Genomic DNA, 18,508 nt, shown 5'->3' with positions numbered 1-18,508 from the left:
CTTATAGCTCCTTCCCAGGCTCTCCCGCCGGATATGGTGTTTTTTCTAATTGATCACCAATCCATGAGTCACCATCTTCCCAAAACTCCTTTTTCCAAATCGGAACAATTTGTTTTATGCGTTCCATAATATATTCGTTCGCTTCATAAGCCGCTTTACGGTGTGGTGTTGAAACAGCAACAACAACCGCTATATCAGAAATTTGCAACGTACCGATGCGATGTGTAATCGCAACATATGTACCTGGCCATTTCTCTTTCACTTCCAAGCCAATTTTCTCTAGCATCTTTTCTGCCATCGTCTTATAAGCAACATACTCTAAGTATAATGTACGACGCCCTTTCGTAAACTCTCTAACCGTTCCAATAAATGTTGTAACAGCACCGCATTCACGTCGAATTACTTTCTTCGTTACTTCTTCAATTGAGATTTCTGTATCAATTACTTCATAATATGTATTTATCATTTCGCACTCCTAACCGTTTGTAAAAACCAGTCTATGTACAACTCTTCTTCTGTTATATGAAATACTTTATATTCTTCTCGTATATTTGCCGGAACATCATACCACGTAATAACCGCCACTATATTTTCTACTTTATGTAAAAGTTCAATGTCTTCCGCAGAACGAAGTAACACTACTTTCGAGTAATTCTCTTTTTTATAGCCTTCTATTAAAATTGTATCCACTTCAAAAAACTCATATAAGCGAATAATTTCTTGCAAGGACCATTTCTTTCTTAGTGAAGAAAGTGAAAGCAATCCAGCACCTTCTACACTACTTACGACAGCACCAGCTTTACGGTGTCTTTCGCTATCTTTTTGCGCTACTTCTGGAAAGCCTCCGTGCCCGTGATGTTTAATTGTAGCAACTTTCATTTTTCGTTCAGCTAATGCATGCACCACTTTCTCAACAAGTGTTGTTTTCCCGCTATTTTGATATCCTACTATTTGTAAGATTGAAGGGGCTTTGCCCATGGCCAATCACATCCCTCAGAGTGCTCTAACAATAATACGGATACTTTCATTCCGGTCTCAAATCCTCTCGTTCCTCCAGGTAACACGATAAAAGCATTCGCATCTGCAAGTGAAGATACCGCACTCGATTTATCTAAACCAACTGGCATCGCTTGTAACGCCCCGTCCACAATTGTTACGTTCGCTCTTACGAAACGAGTAAATGGATTTGGCTTTGGAAAATCTTTTTGTAAAATAGCATCCGCTCTATATACGTGAGGTTCCTTCGCATACAAATACGTTTTTATAATTGGATGCACAAATAATTCAAAGCCTACATAACAAGCAGACGGATTTCCTGATAAACCAAAGAGTAACTTTCCATCAACTTCAGCTACTGTCGTTACACTTCCGGGCCTCATGGCTATCTTATTAAAGAGTACATTTGCCTGTAACCTTTCATAAATAGCTGGTAAGTAGTCATAATCTCCTACTGATACACCGCCTGTTGTAATTAAAATGTCGACCTCATCCACCGCTGATTGAACAGCTGTAAAACATGCATCTAACTCATCCGCGAGTTGACCATAATAACGAACTTTCCCGCCAGCTTTCATAATTTGAGCTGCGATCATATACGAGTTACTATTTCTAATTTTCCCCGGTTCTAATGGCTCATGTACTTCTAATAATTCACTTCCTGTCGTTACAATACCGACAACAGGCTGTTTTACAACTTTCACAGTGCTATATCCAAACGTTGCTAATAAGGCGGCAACACCTGGATTAATTGCAACGCCTTTCTGAACGAGAACTTGATTTTGTTTTATATCTTCTCCTTTAAACGACACATTGTCACCGTTATTAAAAGGGCGTTTTAACTTCATATATGTTTTCCCGTTCTTCTCAAACCCTTCTGTCAGCTCTAGCATTACGACTGCATTGCAATCTTTTGGAATAGCTGCTCCTGTCATAATACGAACCACCTGAAAAGATCCTACTTCTTCTGTAAAAACAGAACCTGCCCCGATTTCTCCTATTACTTCAAATTCAACTGGATTCTCTTGAGTTGCTTCTTTCGTATCTTCTGCTCGAATGGCGAAACCATCGTAAGGGGAACGATCAAAATGAGGAACGTCATGATCTGAGACAACATCTTCCCCGAGAATTCTCCCGTAACTTTCCGTAATAGAAATTTCTTCTACTTCACCATGCTTTGCATATTTCATTACCCGTTCTACTGCCTCAGCAACTTGAATTGGAATTCGTTTTTCTACCATCGTTTCTCACCTCATATTTGCAATTTTTTTTATCTCGATTAAACTTTATATATTCAATAGAAATTACTTCAAGGAGGAATTCCATGTCTTCATTTACACACTTTAATGACCAAGGACGCGCGAAGATGGTTGATATAAGTGACAAAAAAGCAACCGTTCGAACAGCAATTGCGTGCTCTAGCATTGTCGTTACGAAAGAAATTTACGATAAAATCTCTCACAATGAAATTGGGAAAGGTGACGTATTAGCAGTTGCGCAAATCGCAGGCATTATGGCTGCGAAACGTACTTCTGATATTATCCCAATGTGCCATCCTTTACTATTAAAAGGTGTTGACGTTTCTTTCGATTGGAAACAATCAGAAGAACAATATCGTTTACTCATTGAAGTAAAAGTTAAAACAGAAGGTAGCACCGGTGTTGAAATGGAAGCTTTAACAGCTGCTTCGGCTACCGCTCTTACTGTGTATGATATGTGTAAAGCTGTCGATAAAGGTATGATTATCGGCGAAACGTACTTACTTGAAAAAACAGGCGGAAAAAGTGGAGATTATACGAGAAATTCATAATCCTTTCTCCGTTGAACCTAAAGGATTCCCTTTAGGTTCAACCTATATATCTTGCATATAAACTTTTCGCTACATTTATATCATTCGTCCCATGAATGAAAGCTCTGCCATCTGTAAATAAAACAAAACGATATTCTTCTACCGGAAACGACAATAAATAAGGTGTCGCCTTTATCTCTACGCTTCTTTGTAAGCGCTTTTTAATTTCTTCCAAATTAAAATTCTTCCGCACACCTGGACGAATTTGCACTGTATTTCGCCCACATAACACTTCTGTTTTCGTTTGTGCTTCAAATGTTAAACTCGGATATGTACGTAACCTTCCGCAAGATAAACAAGTATCTTTTTTCTGCCTATTCACTTTAAATGCCATCTGTTGATTATTCCAAAGATCAAATGATAACATCGTTTCACGAAGCGCTCCGTAGTCTTCTACTAATATTTTCAGCGCTTCCGTAGTTTGATGCGCAACTACTAATTGTACTGCCGGTTGTATAATACCAGCTGTGTCACATGTTGCTCCGCTCGCCGGATGCTCCATTAAACAGCGAAAACACGGTGTTTTCCCTGGTAAAATTGTATACGTTACTCCGTAGCTTCCAACGCACCCACCATATATCCACGGAATATTATACTTTTGTGAAATATCATTAATGAGAAGACGCGTTTCAAAATTATCTGTCGCATCTAATATTAAATCTACATCATTCACTAATTCTTCCATTTCTTGCACCGTTACATCTGTCACAACCGGAGTTATTTCCACCTCAGAATTAATCGCTCTTAAATGCTCTGCTGCCGCTACCGCCTTCGGTTTATACTGCTTTGCATCTTCTTCTGTATATAGTTGTTGTCTTTGTAAATTACTCCATTCTACATAATCACGATCAGCAATCGTTACTTTTCCAACACCCGCTCTAACAATCGCTTCTGCATTTGCCGCACCGAGAGCACCAGCACCAATAATAAGCACATGCTTCTCTCTTATTTTTCTCTGCCCTTCTTCTCCAACACCAGAAAATAATATTTGTCTTGAATATCGCTCCTGCATGCGATAGCCCCCTTTCTTATCCTCCTATATAAGACATTTCGATTTTCGGACGATTTTTTGCACTTTCTTCTGTTCGTTCATCCGAATACCTATCTTTTCTATTCATCCATACATCTTGTATAACACTTAATAACTCCTCATCCGAAAGATTTCCTCTAAGAAGTTCTCTTACATCCAAACCCTCTGTCGCAAATAAGCACGTATAAAACTTTCCATCTGCCGAAATTCTCGCCCTCGTACAAGAGACACAAAATGACTCAGAAACAGATGTAATAAAACCAACTTCAACATTTGTTCCAACGTACCGATATCGCTTCGCAACTTCACCAAAGTAATGCGCTTCAGCTGGCTCAAGCGGATACACCTTATGAATCATCTCAATCAATTCTCGTTTTGTAACGACTTGATCAAAATTCCACCCATTTGTACTACCAACATCCATAAACTCAATAAACCGAAGCGTGATTCCTTGCTCTTTAAAATACGCAGCCATCGGTAGTACTTGATGATCGTTCATCCCTTTTTTCACAACCATATTTACCTTTACTTCCAAGCCCGCCTCTTTAGCTGCTATAATTCCCTTAATTACCGGTTTCGTATTAATATTTCGACCATTAATATTCTTAAATATGTCATCATCTATCGCATCTAAACTAACATTCACTCTATGTAATCCAGCTTCTTTTAATGCCTTCGCTTGTTTCGTTAAATGAATAGCATTTGTCGTTAACCCTATATCTATTAGCCCATCAATTTTCACAAGACGTGCAATAAGTTTTGTTAAATCTTTACGAAGCAGTGGCTCACCGCCAGTAAGTCTAATTTTCCGTACACCGATGCTAACAAATAATTTTGCCAAACGCTCAATTTCATCAAAAGTTAGTAAAAACTCGTCTTTCAAAAAAGCATATTCTGGCCCAAATATTTCCGCTGGCATACAATATGTACATCTAAAATTGCAACGATCAATGACAGATATACGTAAATCTTGAAGTGGGCGTCCAAAAAAATCTTTAACCATCTCCTGCATCGCCACCCTCCCTTTCTGCCAAATTTCTTTCTTTTCATTCTATTATAATATATTTTCGAACTGCGATGTTTTTGCTCAAGCGAATAAAGTGAAACTTTAAATAATTAGAGGGGATTCACTCCCCCCTGGTTAACGAGGTTTACTTACAAATACAAAGATAAAAAAACCTTGAAACATAAAAGCTTCAAGGTTCTCTGCTTATTAACTTAATCTAATAATAGTCAGGGTAGCCCCTGGCGTTGCTGTAGATAATGTAGCTATTGCAACTACTCCAAATAACTGTAAGCTAACAGCAGCTCCAGCAGGCAAGTTAGCAATTATTGTTGCACTAAATGAACCAGTAGCAACTGTCGGAGCATTTATCGTTCCCGCAAGCGGACTGCCATTTACAGTTATACGAGAACTTACAACTAATCCTGCCGTTAAATTAATTGTATAAGCTATATAATAATTTCCTGCATTCGCAACTGTAAATACAGTATTTCCACCACTAACGGTTATTCCTGGACCAATATTTTGATTGTTCGGTAATGGTACATTCGTACCACCTAATAAAACGGAAATAGCGGTTCCTGATGTATTATTCGCAAATGCATACGTTGCAGTTGTACTAACTCCAGTCGCCCCGGTCGCTCCAGTGGCTCCAGCTCCGGTTGGACCTGTATCTCCAGTTGGACCTTGTGAACCGGTTGCTCCTGTAGCCCCCGTTGGACCTTGGATTCCTTGCGGGCCTTGAATTCCTTGGGGACCTGTCGCTCCGGTTGCACCTGTAGCTCCCGTTGGACCTTGAATTCCTTGCGGGCCTTGGATTCCTTGGGGACCTTGAATTCCTTGGGGCCCTGTCGCTCCGGTTGCTCCTGTAGCTCCCGTTGGGCCTTGAATTCCTTGCGGGCCTTGAATTCCTTGCGGGCCTTGTGGGCCGGTCGGTCCTATATCACCTTGCGGACCTTGGATTCCTTGTGGGCCTTGTGCCCCGGTTGCCCCTGTCGCTCCTTGGATTCCTTGAGGACCTTGTGGACCTTGAATTCCTTGGGGGCCGGTTGGACCTATGTCGCCTTGTGGGCCTTGAATTCCTTGGGGACCTTGTGCTCCGGTTGCCCCCGTTACTCCTTGGATTCCTTGTGGACCTTGAATACCCTGTGGACCGGTTGGACCTATCTCTCCTTGAACACCTTGGATTCCTTGCGGGCCCTGTAAACCCGTCACTCCGGTTGCTCCCGTTGCTCCTGTCGCTCCTGTCACTCCAGTTGAGCCTGTCGCCCCGGTATCTCCTGTTACTCCTGTCGCACCTGTTGCTCCTGTCGGACCAGGTGGTCCACCTGATGGACCTGTCACTCCTGCCGGACCTGATGGCCCCGTTGGGCCGGTCGGTCCTGCTGGTCCTCCTGACGGGCCAGTCACCCCTGTTGGACCGGTTACTCCTGTTGGACCGGTAGTTCCTTCTCCCGTCGCTCCGGTTGCCCCCGTATCTCCTGTTGCTCCCGTCGGACCTTGTATCCCTTGAATCCCTTGTGGGCCTTGCACTCCTTGTGCACCTGTTGCTCCTTGAATCCCTTGTATTCCTTGCACTCCTTGTGCGCCCATCGGACCGGTTGGACCAATCGCCCCTTGTATACCTTGCACTCCTTGGGGGCCCTCTGGACCCGTTGCTCCTATTTCCCCTTGTATCCCTTGAATTCCAGTTGCTCCTTGTGCTCCAGTTGCTCCCGTTATCCCTTGCACACCTTGTATTCCCTGTATTCCTTGTGGACCTTGTGGGCCTGTTGCTCCTACCGGTCCTTGAATGCCTTGTATCCCCTGAGGACCCTCTGGACCCGTTGCTCCAACTGGCCCTTGAACACCTTGTATTCCTTGCGGGCCCTGAAGTCCCTCTGGGCCTTCTGGACCTGTTGGACCTATCTCTCCTTGTATCCCTTGGATTCCAGTTGGACCTTGTGGCCCAGTCGGACCTATGTCACCTTGCGGACCTTGGATTCCCTGTGGACCTTGTGCTCCTGTTCCCCCTGTCGCTCCTTGGATTCCTTGAGAACCTTGTGGGCCTTGAATTCCTTGTGGGCCGGTTGGACCTATGTCGCCTTGTGGGCCTTGAATCCCTTGCGGACCTTGATCTCCAGTGGCCCCCGTTACTCCTTGAATCCCTTGGGGACCTTGAACACCTTGGGGACCCGTCGGACCTATCTCTCCCTGCACACCTTGGATTCCTTGCGGACCTTGCAAACCCGTCACTCCGGTTGCTCCCGTTTCTCCTGTCGCTCCTGTCACTCCAGTTGAGCCTGTCGCCCCAGTATCTCCTGTTACTCCTGTCGCCCCGGTTGCTCCTGTCGGGCCAGGTGGTCCACCAGATGGACCTGTTACTCCCGCCGGACCTGATGGCCCCGTTGGGCCGGTCGGTCCTGCTGGTCCTCCAGATGGGCCTGTTACCCCTGTTGGACCGGTTACTCCTGTTGGACCTGTAGTGCCTTCCCCTGTCGCCCCAGTTGCTCCCGTATCTCCTGTTGCCCCCGTCGGACCTTGGATTCCTTGAATTCCCTGTGGACCTTGCACTCCTTGTGCGCCCGTCGCTCCTTGAATTCCTTGTACTCCTTGCACACCTTGGGGACCCATCGGACCTGTTGGACCAATCTCCCCTTGAGCACCTTGCACTCCTTGGGGACCCTCTGGACCCGTTGCTCCTATTTCCCCTTGTATCCCTTGAATTCCAGTTGCTCCTTGTACTCCAGTTGCTCCCGTTATCCCTTGCACACCTTGTATTCCCTGAATTCCTTGTGGACCTTGTGGGCCTGTTGCTCCTACCGATCCTTGAATACCTTGTATCCCCTGAGGACCCTCTGGACCCGTTGCTCCAACTGGCCCTGGCACACCTTGTATTCCTTGCGGGCCCTGAAGTCCCTCTGGGCCTTCTGGACCTGTTGGTCCTATATCACCCATCGGACCTTGTATCCCTTGAACTCCCTGTGGGCCTGTTGCTCCTGATGGCCCTGGTACTCCTTGTATTCCTTGTGGACCTTGATCTCCTGTTGCTCCTGTGGCCCCTTGAGGCCCTATAGCCCCCTGTATACCTTGTGGACCTTGATCCCCTGTTGCTCCCGTTGCCCCTTGAATACCTTGAACCCCTTGTATTCCTTGTTCACCAGTTACTCCCGTCGGACCAGGAATACCTTGAATACCCTGCGGACCTTCTGGACCTGTTGGACCAATTGGCCCTTGAATCCCTTGGATTCCTTGCAAGCCCTGTGCTCCCGTGCTTCCAGTCGGACCTGTACTTCCCGTTGCTCCTGTTATCCCTGTACTTCCTGTAGCTCCAGTATTCCCAGTTGCTCCAGTCGCACCTGTACTTCCACTCGGTCCACCGCCCGGACCTGTCGCACCAGTCGGCCCCGTCGGACCAGGAGGTCCTCCAGATGGTCCAGTTATCCCAGTTGGACCTGTTATTCCAGTCGGGCCTGTTATCCCCTGACCAGTTGCTCCGGTTGCACCTGTATTTCCACTCGGTCCTTGTGTTCCTTGTATCCCTTGTGCTCCTTGTATTCCTTGTGGACCAGTTACACCCGGTAACCCTTGGACGCCTTGAATCCCTTGAGGTCCCTCAGGTCCCGTCGCTCCAATTGGCCCCTGTACTCCCTGTATCCCTTGTATACCTTGTGCCCCAGTCGCTCCCGTTGGACCAATCGGACCTTGTAACCCTTGCACCCCTTGAGGTCCTGTCGCTCCAGTTTCTCCTTGTGGTCCTCTCAATCCTTGTGGGCCCTGCTGTCCTTCTGGTCCAGTTGCACCTATTGGCCCAACTGATCCTTGTATCCCTTGCACACCTTGAGGTCCTGTCGGGCCCATCTCCCCCATCGGACCTTGTAATCCTCTTGGTCCTTGAGGTCCTGTTGGGCCTTGTGGACCGGTTGGACCAGTAATCCCTATACCTGTAAACCCAGTTGGAACAGGGGGGAAAGTAGGCCCAATAAGTTCGGGTGGAATTCTAAAATTAGAGCTTAACAAATTTTGCTTCCGATTATTATCACGATTCTTCACACTTTCACCGCCTACAAACCGTCTTTTTCATAATAAATAAGCCTCTTCTTAATCTATTTACAAAAATAATTTCCAAGACTATTTTTATTTTAAATAATAAAAACTCCCTTAATTTCTTAAGGGAGTCCTGCAATTGAATCCATATTATCTGTATTAGGGACAGCTTGCGCTATACTCGATGTATTTACATTTTGCCCCATATTTGCTCCTGTTACAGTACCAGCAGGAGTGCCCCTTGTATACGTCGTCGTCACCGAATCTCCCGGCTGTAAACAAAGCTTCGTCTCCGTCCCTATTACTGTAACAACATCAATCCAAGTACACCCCATTGAACCACTATATGATTTCGAAGCAGTAAATGAAGTGTCGCTCAAATTATCACCGGTAAATATATTTCCAGTGTTATTCACAATAACAAACTCTTTTATATGAGCAGGCATAATTACACTCTACCTTTCCTCTATGAACCTAACGTACGTGTACTCGTTGCCAAAGGCGGAAGAAATACTGATGTTCTAATGACCGCTTCTGGCTGCCTTTTTCCATTTAAAAAAATAGCCGCACTCGATCCTCCAGCACCTGCATATACTTTTGCTACAGCTAAAGGTGAGAGATCATAACAGTCACCGACATTAACAGCTCCTGTATTATTAATAATTTTTACTTTACGCAAATTAATCCCCATTTACCCCTCCTCCTTTTTTATACTGTATGCAAAAGAAAAAAACTTGAAACAGACTCGTTTCAAGTTTTTTACAATTAACTATTTCGTTTCACCTTCATATTGAAGCATACCGCCAACCATGTTCACTGTTTTAAACCCTTGTTCATTTAAATAATGACATACATTTTCACTGCGCATTCCTGAACGACAAATAAAGATATATTCATTCTCTTTATTAAAGAAATCTACTTTATGTGGGATATCGCCCATTTTAATATGTACAGCTTCTGGAATCTTTCCTGCCGCTACTTCTTCATCTTCTCTTACATCTACTAAAAATAACGTTTCTCCATTTTCTAAACGCTCTTGTACCTCTTCTGTAGTGATTGTTTTAACTTCTGTCATATGTAGTTCCTCCTTATATACAATAAAACTTTTAGTTTCTTTTTCACAAACATTCTCTACCAATTTTAGCATGCAAAAGAAAGAACGCAAAGAATCGAAAAGCTATTTCTCAATTTTCTCGTAAAACTTATTCTTTACAAACATAACTAGCACATTGTATCCTCAATATACTTGTTTTATGAAAGGAGTCGATTAAAATGACACTTTTTCTTTTCATTATGGGCATTGTGTTCTTACTCGCTGCAATTATTGCTCTTAGTATGAAAAATAATAGAAAAATAAAATCCCCACAAGAAATGTCATTCTTATTTCTATTGCTTAGCATAGCGTTTTTCGGTATAGCAATAGCTACATATATTTTCCGTCTACAAATCATGTAAAAAAAGGTGCCTACTACAAACATCGCACCTTTTCCCCATCATTTGTCTTCTAAACAAAACTAGATACTTTCCGATTTAAAAATTCATAAACTTTCTTTTCAAATAAATGAATATCAAATGCTCCCGCCATATGCCCATTTATACTTTCTATCTCATACACTTCCGCATACTTCCCTTGTTTTTGCAAAATATCTACCATTTTATAATTATAACGAGACGGCTGAAGCAAATCTTGTTTACACGGAATCATAAGTACATTCGCTTCTATGTTAGAAAGAGATTCTTCTAGTGAAGAAAACCCATGTGCAATATCATGCAATAAAACTGCCTTCGCAGTATACATCCATGAATTTGCATCTACTAGCTCTATACTTGTATATGTCGCTTTATTTATCTCTTTTTCAAATGATGTTAGTGTAGAAAACTTTTCATAAGGTTCTACCTCTATACTATTACGAGGAAATGCCATTTCATAAAAATGCTCATCAAACGCGTTCATAAACATCATTCTATTTGCTAAATGAAGCCCCTTTATCGGCTGCTCTTCTCCATATTTTCCATCTTTCCAATTTGGATCGAGTTGAATTGCCTCAATCGCATTTTGCGCTACGTTTACTGACGTAATAATTGGGTTTTGTGGGTTCGTAATAACGCCAATCATCCGCTCTACCATATGTGGATAGTGAACCGCCCATTGTTGTGCAATCATCCCCCCCGCCGACGGTCCGATTACAGCGTGTAACCTTGAAATTCCCATACCTTTTATTAACTCATATTGCACACAAGCTACATCAAGAAATGTAAAAATCGGAAAATCCATAGCATATTCTTCTCCAGTTTCTGGATTAATTGATTTCGGTCCTGTTGTAATTACATATGGATTCCTCACCTGCACATTACAAAGATTATCCGTACATATAACAAAATACTTATTTGTATCAATTGCTTTTCCAGGTCCAATTAGCCCATCCCACCAACCAGACTCCTCATCATGAACTGTATATTTTCCTGCCGCATGACTTGTTGCACTAAAATAATGACAAACCAAAATCACATTTGACCTTTCTCTATTTAAAGTGCCATATGTCTCGTATCCCATTTGAACAGGAATTTCTCTGCCATTTTCAAACGTAAACCCTTTTAAAACAAACTTCTCCTTTTTTACAATTTGCACAGACTCTCCCTCTCCCCGTTATAGTATGAACTGCTTACTAAAGTTTTTTTTCTATGCAAACTAATCTCCTTCTTCTTTTCATAAATAAATGAATAATATACAAAATTAGCCACAAAATAGCACTATATTACAAGATTAAAGAGGGCGTACATATGATTTGGAATTGGTTACGTAAGAAAAAAAAATCAAATAAACCAGAAGCAAACGAAACAGATAATCAGGAGCAGCATTCTAACAATCAAGAGGATGATAACAAAGAACAGACTAGAAGTATGAAACATAATAAAGGTAAAAATAACGAGCAAAAAGATTCGTCTCAGGATAAGCAACAGAGCGCTAAACAAGAGGATTCCTCTCAGGATAAGCAACAAAGTGCTAAACAAGGTGATTCTTCTCAGGATAAGCAACAAAACGCTAAACAAGGTGATTCTTCTCAGGATAAGCAACAAAACGCTAAACAAGGTGATTCTTCTCAGGATAAGCAACAAAACGCTAAACAAGATGATTCGTCTCAGGATAAGCAGCAAAGTGCTAAACAAGATGACCCTTCTCAGGATAAGCAACAAAACGCTAAACAGGATGATCCCTCTCAAGATAAGCAGCAAAGTGCTAAACAAGATGACCCTTCTCAGGATAAGCAACAAAACGCTAAACAGGATGATTCCTCTCAAGATAGGCAACAAAGTGCTAAACAAGGTGATTCGTTTCAGGATAAGCAACAAAGCGCTAAACAGGATGATTCCTCTCAAGATAGGCAACAAAGTGCTAAACAAGATGATTCGTCTCAAGATAAGCAACAAAGCGCTAAACAGGATGATTCCTCTCAAGATAGGCAACAAAGTGCTAAACAAGATGATTCGTCTCAAGATAAACAACAAAGTGCTAAACAAGGTGATTCGTTTCAAGATAAACAGCAAAACGCTAAGCAAGATGAACCTTCTCAAAGTAAGCAACAAAGCTCTGGAGGTAATAGTATTTATGACTTTACAAAACCAGAAAAAGATCGTATTCATTCTTTACAAAATTTAATAGAGAAGCTGAAAAAGTCTAGTGATTTTGTAAATTATCATACATCCGACGATGAAACGATGCCTTATTGGATTTCTTACTATCGCCCTTCACTTGATGGAGAAAAATTACAAAAGTATTTAATGCCCACTCTTTTAGAACGACCTAACGCATCACTAGAAGAGCTTAAGGAACATATCCCGATGAGCGGCATTACAATTACGAACGACTTACAAAAAATTGAGGATATGGTTTTAAAGGGGCATGCGATTATTCAATTGAATCAGCAAGATCAAAAATGTATGCTTGCAAACATTGCAATTGATAATTATCGTGCACCAACCCCTCCTTTAAACGAATCAACTGTTATTGGTCCGCAAGAAGGTTTCGTAGAGGATATTGATACAAACATTAATTTAGTTCGAAAACGTCTTCCTGTTTTAGATTTACAAACAAAAGAAATGATTATCGGCGAGTTTTCCAAAACAAAAGTTGTCATGATGTACTTAGACAACCTTGCTGAAAAAGATAATGTAGATTTTCTAGAAGAGTCATTACGCGCTCTTGAATATGATCAAATTAATGATAGTGCTTATTTACAAGAATTAATGGGTGAAAAATCGATTTTCCCTCTCTATATCAATACAGAACGTACTGATAGAGTTACAAAAGCGCTTATTGATGGGAAAATTGCTATTTTTGTTGATGGTTCTCCGAGTGTTTTACTAACACCTGTATCCTATTTCGATTTTTTCATTTCACCAGAAGACTATAACGTCTCCTGGATGTACGCTACATTTTCAAGGATTTTAAGATTAATTGCCGTTCTATTTTCAATTTGCGCTACACCGTTATACGTTGCAGTTTTAAATTATCATTATGAACTTATTCCGAGTGATTTACTTGAAACTTTAATTTTATCAAGAGCACAAGTACCGTTCCCGCCTTTAATTGAAGCTCTCTTTTTAGAACTTGCAATTGATTTATTAAGAGAAGCCGGCGCAAGGTTACCGATGAAAGTTGGTCAAACGCTCGGTATCGTAGGGGGTATCGTAATCGGGCAAGCATCTGTACAAGCAGGTTTAACGAGTAATATTTTATTAATTATCGTTGCCTTATCAGCACTCGCTTCCTTTATTACACCTATTTATAAAATGGGTAATGCGGTTCGATTACTACGTTTCCCGTTTCTCATATTTGCAGAAATAGGAGGACTTTTCGGTATTTCACTTGGATTTATCTTTTTATTCACCCATCTATTTAGACTTACTTCTTTACGCAAGCCGTACGCTTTGTTTTATCCAACAAGACAACAATCTGTTAAAGATTCTTGGATCCGTTTTCCTTTAACAATGATTGATACAAGAGATGTACAAGCAAGGCCACAACATGTAAAAAAAGCAGCGAAAGGAATTTCAACAAAACATAGATCGGATTTTGATGATTAAGAAATGAGGTGCATTGATGAGTAAAGTTCAAGAAAAATATCAAATATCTCCTGTCTTTGTTTTCTTCTTAATTCACGGTGCACAGTTTGGTGCTGGCGTTCTCGGCTTCGCTCGAATCATCGCAAAGGCCGCTGGATACGACGGATGGATAGGAGTTATAATCACAGGAATTTTCATCCATATTCTTATATGGATGATGTATGTCTTATTAAAAGAAACAAATGGGAATTTAGTTGATTTACATCGGCAAACATTTGGAAAATGGCTAGGAAATGGCATTAGCATCATCTTTATGGCTTATTTTTTAATCGTTAGTATTTCAGTCATCCGAACATATGTTGAAATCATTCAAGTATGGATGTTTCCTACCGCTTCCACCTTTATGTTAACACTCTTTTTGTGCTTAGTTAGCTATTACATTATCTCTTCTGGATTTCGTGTCATTACTGGCATTTGTGTCATCTCTGTTGGTGGTACATTAGGATATTTATTTCTAAGCTTATTCGTTTTGAAATATTCACATTGGGATAATTTACTACCTATATTCACACATTCTTTTTCAGACATTTTAAAATCCGCTCAACTGTCAATCTACAGTATGACCGGTTTTGAGATTTACCTCATGGTATATCCATTTGTGAAAAAGCCTATGCAATCTCATAAATACGCTCAGCTTGGAGCACTATTTTCAAATCTTCTATATTTATTTAGCACCCTTTTAGCCTTTGCATTTTTTAGTGAAAAACAATTGTTAAAAACGATATGGGCACAACTTTCTATGACCCAAGTCATTCAATTACCATTTATAGAAAGACTCGAATATATTGCAATTTCAGGCTACGCACTCGTTATTATTTCAAGTTTTATCCTCCCTTTATGGGCGTCAATGAGAGCAACTCATGAAATATTCCGTGTAAAACAAAGGGGTGTTTTAATCGCTTTTATCTTTATCACTCTCATTGTTTCACAACTTTTAACAAACAGACAAGATATTAATAACTTTATTAGCAATGTATCAAAGGTTAGTTTTTGGCTCATTTATGTATACATCCCAATCCTATTTATTATTGTGTGGGTGAAAAGAAAATGGAAAAAATCAAAAGCACAAGCAAATTAATACTTATTTCTTGTATAACATTCTTCAGTCTAACTGGATGTTTACAAAAAAATATTATCGACGATGTACAGCTGATTCAAGGAACAGTTTTTGATGCAGCAAAAGATAATAAAGTAAAAGTAACATTCGTTTGTCCCATTCAGAAAAAAGGAAATAAAGTTCAAGTTTTTGAAGGAAGCGCAAATGCGGTAAAACAAGTAAAAGCAAACACATCTTTAGAGTCTTCTCAACCATTTGCTAGCGGACAAATGCGTGTCGCTCTATATACGATAAGACTTGCAAAAAAAGGAATGTCTACTTCATTCGATACATTACTTCGAGATGTAAACATAGGGAACGCTTTATATGTTGGTTTATTAGAGGGGAATGGTACTGAACTTTTAAAAGGCAAATATTCGACTTCATACAACGTTGCAATTTATATAAAAAAATTGCTAGAACATAACATGGAAACTGGTCCTTTACCAACGGATAATCTGCATGTAGGAGCATTCCGTTATTATCAAGAAGGGCAAGACTACTACATTCCAATTCTAAAAAAGCATGGTGATAAAATAAAAATCACTGGAATTGGCCTTTTTAAAAAAGATAAATATATCGGTAAAATTGCGGAAAAAGATATGTTTATATTTAAAGGACTATTAGAAAAACATAAATTAGATTCACATGAATTTAAAACAGATTCTGCGTACGTAATGATTAATAATATTCGTTCTGTTCCAACTTACGATATAAAAATTAAAAATGGGAAGCCTTCCTTTTTCATTCACGTTCGTCTTGATGCACGTATTCAAGAACTATCGAAACAAATTAACTTAGAAAATAAAAAGAATACAAAAAATATTGAAAAAGATGTCCAAAAACAATTAGATAAACAAGCTGCTAAGTTAATTAAGCAACTTAAATCTTTAGGCGTCGATCCTCTCGGGCTAGGTGCAAAGTATAAACAACATTATCGCCCATTCAAATTAGAAGAATGGAGACAAATGTATAAAGATGTTCCGGTTCATATAAAATACACCGTAAATATTACAAATTCTGGTGTTATTGAATGAGAAATGATTGAACTCCTCTCTCCAGCATGATACAACGGAGAGAGGAGTTTTTTATTATCAAATAGAGAGAGAAGATATTTATGGGGGAGCTTATGTCTAAAAAATTAGTAAAGCCTATTTTAAATGGTATTTTATTTCTCGGCGTCTTTTTATTTGCTCATACATACTTAAAAAATGTTTCCTTCACACGTTACTTACTTGTCGTTATACCAATGTTACTCGTCGGTATTTTTGGCATCGATCTTATTTCATCGCTTTTAATAAAAAAAGAAGAATAACGAGCGAACATCTTATTTCGATAAGATGTTCTTTTCATTTCATAATCACCTTATGTTACAATAAACTTCGGCATAACGTAAGAAAGGATGAAACAACATGACAAACGAAAAAGGTTTAGATAAAGGATACGAACTTGTTGCGAAAATGCATGAAGTATTCGGACATCCTGTGACAAATACTCCAACAAAATTAACAGAAGAGCGTGCAAAAATCCGTGCAAGTTTTATGCAGGAAGAACTAGAAGAATTTCTGGAGGCAACGACTGTTGAAGATCAATACGATGCACTGATTGACCTTATTTACTTTGCATTCGGAACGTTTGCAGAAATGGGCGTACGTCCAGATAAAGGATTCGAAATTGTAAACAACGCCAACATGGCAAAACTATTCCCTGATGGGAAGCCTCGATTCCGTGAAGGCGACGGTAAGATTCTAAAGCCAGAAGGCTGGCAAGCACCGGAACCACAACTTCGTGCTGAAATTGAACGTCAGCGTCAAGAAGCTGAAAAAAACTGCTAGGATTTCCTAGCAGTTTTTTATTATGGCTTTTTTTCTGCCAATCATTAATGACCCACGTGCCCTGCGTGTCCTGCTGCTCCACTAATACTTGCTGCCCCTGCTCCTCCTGCTCCAATTCCACCTGTCCAAGGAGAAGATTGTTGTTGTTGTTGATATTGCTGATATTGTTGGTGCTGTTGGTGCTGTTGACCTTGGTGTCCATGATGTTGACCTTGGTGTCCATGATGTTGGCCTTGATGACCTTGGTGATGGTGGTGACCTTGGTGTCCATGATGTTGGCCTTGGTGGTGATGTCCATGGTGACCATGTTGGCCTTGGTGAGTTTGATAAAGAACAGCTTGCGGATGAATGTGGTGGTGACCGTGGTGATGTACTTGTTGCCCCTGATGACCATGTTGACCTTGATGATGGTGATGACCATGATGGCCGTGTTGACCTTGATGGTGGTGATGACCATGATGGCCGTGTTGACCTTGATGGTGGTGATGTCCATGATGGCCGTGTTGACCTTGATGGTGGTGATGACCATGATGGCCGTGTTGACCTTGATGGTGGTGATGTCCATGATGGCCGTGAACTACTTGCGGATATCCACCTACTCCTCCTGCTACAACACCTACTCCCGGTACAGGAAATCCTGTCTGTACTCCTCCAACGAAAGATGGAAATGCAGTTGGTACGCCTACTGGTACTCCTCCCGCTGCTCCGCCAACAAATGTTGGGATTCCAGTTTGCACTCCGGCTACCGATGATGGAAATCCTCCTGTTAATGTTGGAATTCCAGTTTGTACACCCGCTACTGATGTAGAAAACCCTCCAGGTGTTCCGCCCATCCAGCTCGGAATTCCACCGTATCCTTGTTGTCCTCCTCCCATTAACATCATTTGTTCATAACTATCCGATCCACTCCCGAAGAAACCATGTGGTGCATTATTGTCCATCCCTTTCATTCCTTTCACCTCTTCTACTCAATTTAGCCTACCTTTTTTATCATATTTCCTATAGAAGAATAGGTGTTTGTCTGCACTAGAATTCCGCTTCTTTTTCTTCATTCATGATAAAATTAATTAACTGAATATTTTTTCTAGGAGGTATTTATATTGAAGAATGTAACAAAGGCTTCTATCAATGATTTAGATTCAATCATCCATATAGATATTGACGTAATTGGAAACGATAGTAGACGAAATTATATTAAGCACACTATCCGTAAAGGCAGATGCATCATTGTAACAGAAGAAAATTCTATCTCTGGCTTTCTAACATACGATACAAATTTCTTTGGTTGTACTTTCCTCTCATTAATCATTGTTTCACCAACTAAAAGAAGGCAAGGCTATGCAAGCTCGTTAATCTCATATATGTTAAGTCATTCTCCTACTCAAAAAATATTTTCTTCAACGAACGAATCGAATGAAAGTATGCAGAAAGTATTTAACTCGAATGGTTTTATACGTAGCGGAATAGTTGAAAACTTAGATGAAGGTGACCCTGAGATTATTTTCTATACAAAAAAGCTCAGAACATAAACGCTCTGAGCTTTTTCAAA

At 40.7% G+C, this 18,508-nt stretch carries 19 protein-coding genes; 8 read left to right on the top strand and 11 right to left on the bottom strand.

From position 1 onward, the window contains the following. Nucleotide 1: 1 nt before the first annotated feature. Genes moaE through moeA form a run of 3 tightly spaced genes read right to left on the bottom strand, consistent with a single transcriptional unit; the run spans nt 2 to nt 2,237 of the window. Complete coding sequence (gene moaE / locus QO049_RS06105; protein ID WP_000611226.1) at nt 2-466, bottom strand: molybdopterin synthase catalytic subunit MoaE; 465 nt, start codon at nt 464-466, stop codon at nt 2-4. Next, nucleotides 463-978, bottom strand: coding sequence for a molybdopterin-guanine dinucleotide biosynthesis protein B (gene mobB / locus QO049_RS06100; RefSeq protein ID WP_000513645.1), 516 nt, complete (start codon nt 976-978; stop codon nt 463-465). Before mobB ends, moaE begins: the two co-directional genes overlap by 4 nt. Next, on the bottom strand, nt 948-2,237 hold the full coding sequence (gene moeA, locus QO049_RS06095) for a molybdopterin molybdotransferase MoeA (RefSeq protein ID WP_000229696.1): 1,290 nt from the start codon (nt 2,235-2,237) through the stop codon (nt 948-950). The genes mobB and moeA overlap by 31 nt, the downstream gene beginning before the upstream one ends. 83 nt (nt 2,238-2,320) lie before the next feature. Between moeA and moaC the strand changes: the two genes are divergently transcribed. Further along, nucleotides 2,321-2,806, top strand: coding sequence for a cyclic pyranopterin monophosphate synthase MoaC (gene moaC / locus QO049_RS06090; RefSeq protein ID WP_000094146.1), 486 nt, complete (start codon nt 2,321-2,323; stop codon nt 2,804-2,806). Nucleotides 2,807-2,843: 37 nt separating this feature from the next. On the opposite strand, the gene QO049_RS06085 is transcribed toward moaC, so the two are convergent. The 6 genes from QO049_RS06085 to QO049_RS06060 form a co-directional block, all read right to left on the bottom strand. Continuing rightward, nucleotides 2,844-3,857: a molybdopterin-synthase adenylyltransferase MoeB gene (locus QO049_RS06085; RefSeq protein WP_001158106.1), complete on the bottom strand. Its 1,014-nt coding sequence runs from the start codon at nt 3,855-3,857 to the stop codon at nt 2,844-2,846. Between the two features lie 16 nt (nt 3,858-3,873). Further along, a complete protein-coding gene (gene moaA / locus QO049_RS06080; RefSeq protein ID WP_001157117.1) occupies nt 3,874-4,887 on the bottom strand; it encodes a GTP 3',8-cyclase MoaA in 1,014 nt (337 codons plus the stop codon). 201 nt (nt 4,888-5,088) lie between these two features. Next, entirely contained in the window at nt 5,089-8,910 is a 3,822-nt protein-coding gene (locus QO049_RS06075; protein ID WP_284489206.1) for a BclA-related collagen-like exosporium protein, read from the bottom strand. 116 nt (nt 8,911-9,026) lie between these two features. Then, nucleotides 9,027-9,350: a hypothetical protein gene (locus tag QO049_RS06070; RefSeq protein ID WP_001110848.1), complete on the bottom strand. Its 324-nt coding sequence runs from the start codon at nt 9,348-9,350 to the stop codon at nt 9,027-9,029. 20 nt (nt 9,351-9,370) lie between these two features. After that, nucleotides 9,371-9,595, bottom strand: a complete 225-nt coding sequence (locus tag QO049_RS06065) for a spore germination protein (RefSeq protein WP_000512465.1) — start codon at nt 9,593-9,595, stop codon at nt 9,371-9,373. A 78-nt stretch (nt 9,596-9,673) separates the two neighbouring features. Continuing rightward, entirely contained in the window at nt 9,674-9,979 is a 306-nt protein-coding gene (locus tag QO049_RS06060) for a rhodanese-like domain-containing protein (protein WP_000141207.1), read from the bottom strand. A 197-nt stretch (nt 9,980-10,176) separates the two neighbouring features. Here QO049_RS06060 and QO049_RS06055 point away from each other — a divergent pair, with 197 nt between their 5' ends. Further along, complete coding sequence (locus QO049_RS06055) at nt 10,177-10,359, top strand: hypothetical protein (RefSeq protein ID WP_000171888.1); 183 nt, start codon at nt 10,177-10,179, stop codon at nt 10,357-10,359. Nucleotides 10,360-10,408: 49 nt separating this feature from the next. Here QO049_RS06055 and QO049_RS06050 read toward each other — a convergent pair whose 3' ends face one another. After that, nucleotides 10,409-11,533 carry a homoserine O-acetyltransferase family protein gene (locus QO049_RS06050; RefSeq protein WP_097995472.1) on the bottom strand — a complete coding sequence of 375 codons (1,125 nt, stop codon included), beginning with the start codon at nt 11,531-11,533 and terminating at the stop codon, nt 10,409-10,411. Between the two features lie 152 nt (nt 11,534-11,685). Between QO049_RS06050 and QO049_RS06045 the strand changes: the two genes are divergently transcribed. The 5 genes from QO049_RS06045 (at nt 11,686) to QO049_RS06025 (ending at nt 16,959) form a co-directional block, all read left to right on the top strand. Continuing rightward, nucleotides 11,686-13,989: a spore germination protein gene (locus QO049_RS06045; protein ID WP_284489205.1), complete on the top strand. Its 2,304-nt coding sequence runs from the start codon at nt 11,686-11,688 to the stop codon at nt 13,987-13,989. 16 nt (nt 13,990-14,005) lie between these two features. After that, nucleotides 14,006-15,106, top strand: coding sequence for a spore germination protein (locus QO049_RS06040; protein ID WP_053514562.1), 1,101 nt, complete (start codon nt 14,006-14,008; stop codon nt 15,104-15,106). After that, entirely contained in the window at nt 15,076-16,161 is a 1,086-nt protein-coding gene (gerHC, locus tag QO049_RS06035) for a spore germination protein GerHC (protein WP_053514563.1), read from the top strand. The genes QO049_RS06040 and gerHC overlap by 31 nt, the downstream gene beginning before the upstream one ends. 92 nt (nt 16,162-16,253) lie before the next feature. Then, complete coding sequence (locus tag QO049_RS06030; RefSeq protein ID WP_000038781.1) at nt 16,254-16,439, top strand: hypothetical protein; 186 nt, start codon at nt 16,254-16,256, stop codon at nt 16,437-16,439. Between the two features lie 97 nt (nt 16,440-16,536). Further along, nucleotides 16,537-16,959, top strand: a complete 423-nt coding sequence (locus tag QO049_RS06025; protein ID WP_000180554.1) for a pyrophosphohydrolase domain-containing protein — start codon at nt 16,537-16,539, stop codon at nt 16,957-16,959. Nucleotides 16,960-17,003: 44 nt separating this feature from the next. Here the strand turns inward: QO049_RS06025 and QO049_RS06020 are convergent, their stop codons facing one another. After that, complete coding sequence (locus QO049_RS06020; protein ID WP_284489204.1) at nt 17,004-17,909, bottom strand: hypothetical protein; 906 nt, start codon at nt 17,907-17,909, stop codon at nt 17,004-17,006. Between the two features lie 150 nt (nt 17,910-18,059). On the opposite strand from QO049_RS06020, the gene QO049_RS06015 reads away from it, so the two are divergent. After that, complete coding sequence (locus QO049_RS06015; protein ID WP_284489203.1) at nt 18,060-18,488, top strand: GNAT family N-acetyltransferase; 429 nt, start codon at nt 18,060-18,062, stop codon at nt 18,486-18,488. The last annotated feature ends 20 nt before the right edge of the window (nt 18,489-18,508 follow it).

It is taken from the genome of Bacillus sp. RB3 (genome assembly GCF_030164735.1).
GTDB lineage: Bacteria > Bacillota > Bacilli > Bacillales > Bacillaceae_G > Bacillus_A > Bacillus_A cereus.
This window is presented reverse-complemented; position numbering and strand designations above follow the sequence as displayed.

Bases quoted from the DNA above. Each gene is read 5' to 3' on its own strand.
- moaE (WP_000611226.1), bottom strand. From the start codon at position 466: ATGATAAATACATATTATGAAGTAATTGATACAGAAATCTCAATTGAA.
- mobB (WP_000513645.1), bottom strand. From the start codon at position 978: ATGGGCAAAGCCCCTTCAATCTTACAAATAGTAGGATATCAAAATAGC.
- moeA (WP_000229696.1), bottom strand. From the start codon at position 2,237: ATGGTAGAAAAACGAATTCCAATTCAAGTTGCTGAGGCAGTAGAACGG.
- moaC (WP_000094146.1), top strand. From the start codon at position 2,321: ATGTCTTCATTTACACACTTTAATGACCAAGGACGCGCGAAGATGGTT.
- QO049_RS06085 (WP_001158106.1), bottom strand. From the start codon at position 3,857: ATGCAGGAGCGATATTCAAGACAAATATTATTTTCTGGTGTTGGAGAA.
- moaA (WP_001157117.1), bottom strand. From the start codon at position 4,887: ATGCAGGAGATGGTTAAAGATTTTTTTGGACGCCCACTTCAAGATTTA.
- QO049_RS06070 (WP_001110848.1), bottom strand. From the start codon at position 9,350: ATGCCTGCTCATATAAAAGAGTTTGTTATTGTGAATAACACTGGAAAT.
- QO049_RS06065 (WP_000512465.1), bottom strand. From the start codon at position 9,595: ATGGGGATTAATTTGCGTAAAGTAAAAATTATTAATAATACAGGAGCT.
- QO049_RS06060 (WP_000141207.1), bottom strand. From the start codon at position 9,979: ATGACAGAAGTTAAAACAATCACTACAGAAGAGGTACAAGAGCGTTTA.
- QO049_RS06055 (WP_000171888.1), top strand. From the start codon at position 10,177: ATGACACTTTTTCTTTTCATTATGGGCATTGTGTTCTTACTCGCTGCA.
- QO049_RS06045 (WP_284489205.1), top strand. From the start codon at position 11,686: ATGATTTGGAATTGGTTACGTAAGAAAAAAAAATCAAATAAACCAGAA.
- QO049_RS06040 (WP_053514562.1), top strand. From the start codon at position 14,006: ATGAGTAAAGTTCAAGAAAAATATCAAATATCTCCTGTCTTTGTTTTC.
- gerHC (WP_053514563.1), top strand. From the start codon at position 15,076: ATGGAAAAAATCAAAAGCACAAGCAAATTAATACTTATTTCTTGTATA.
- QO049_RS06030 (WP_000038781.1), top strand. From the start codon at position 16,254: ATGTCTAAAAAATTAGTAAAGCCTATTTTAAATGGTATTTTATTTCTC.
- QO049_RS06025 (WP_000180554.1), top strand. From the start codon at position 16,537: ATGACAAACGAAAAAGGTTTAGATAAAGGATACGAACTTGTTGCGAAA.
- QO049_RS06020 (WP_284489204.1), bottom strand. From the start codon at position 17,909: ATGAAAGGGATGGACAATAATGCACCACATGGTTTCTTCGGGAGTGGA.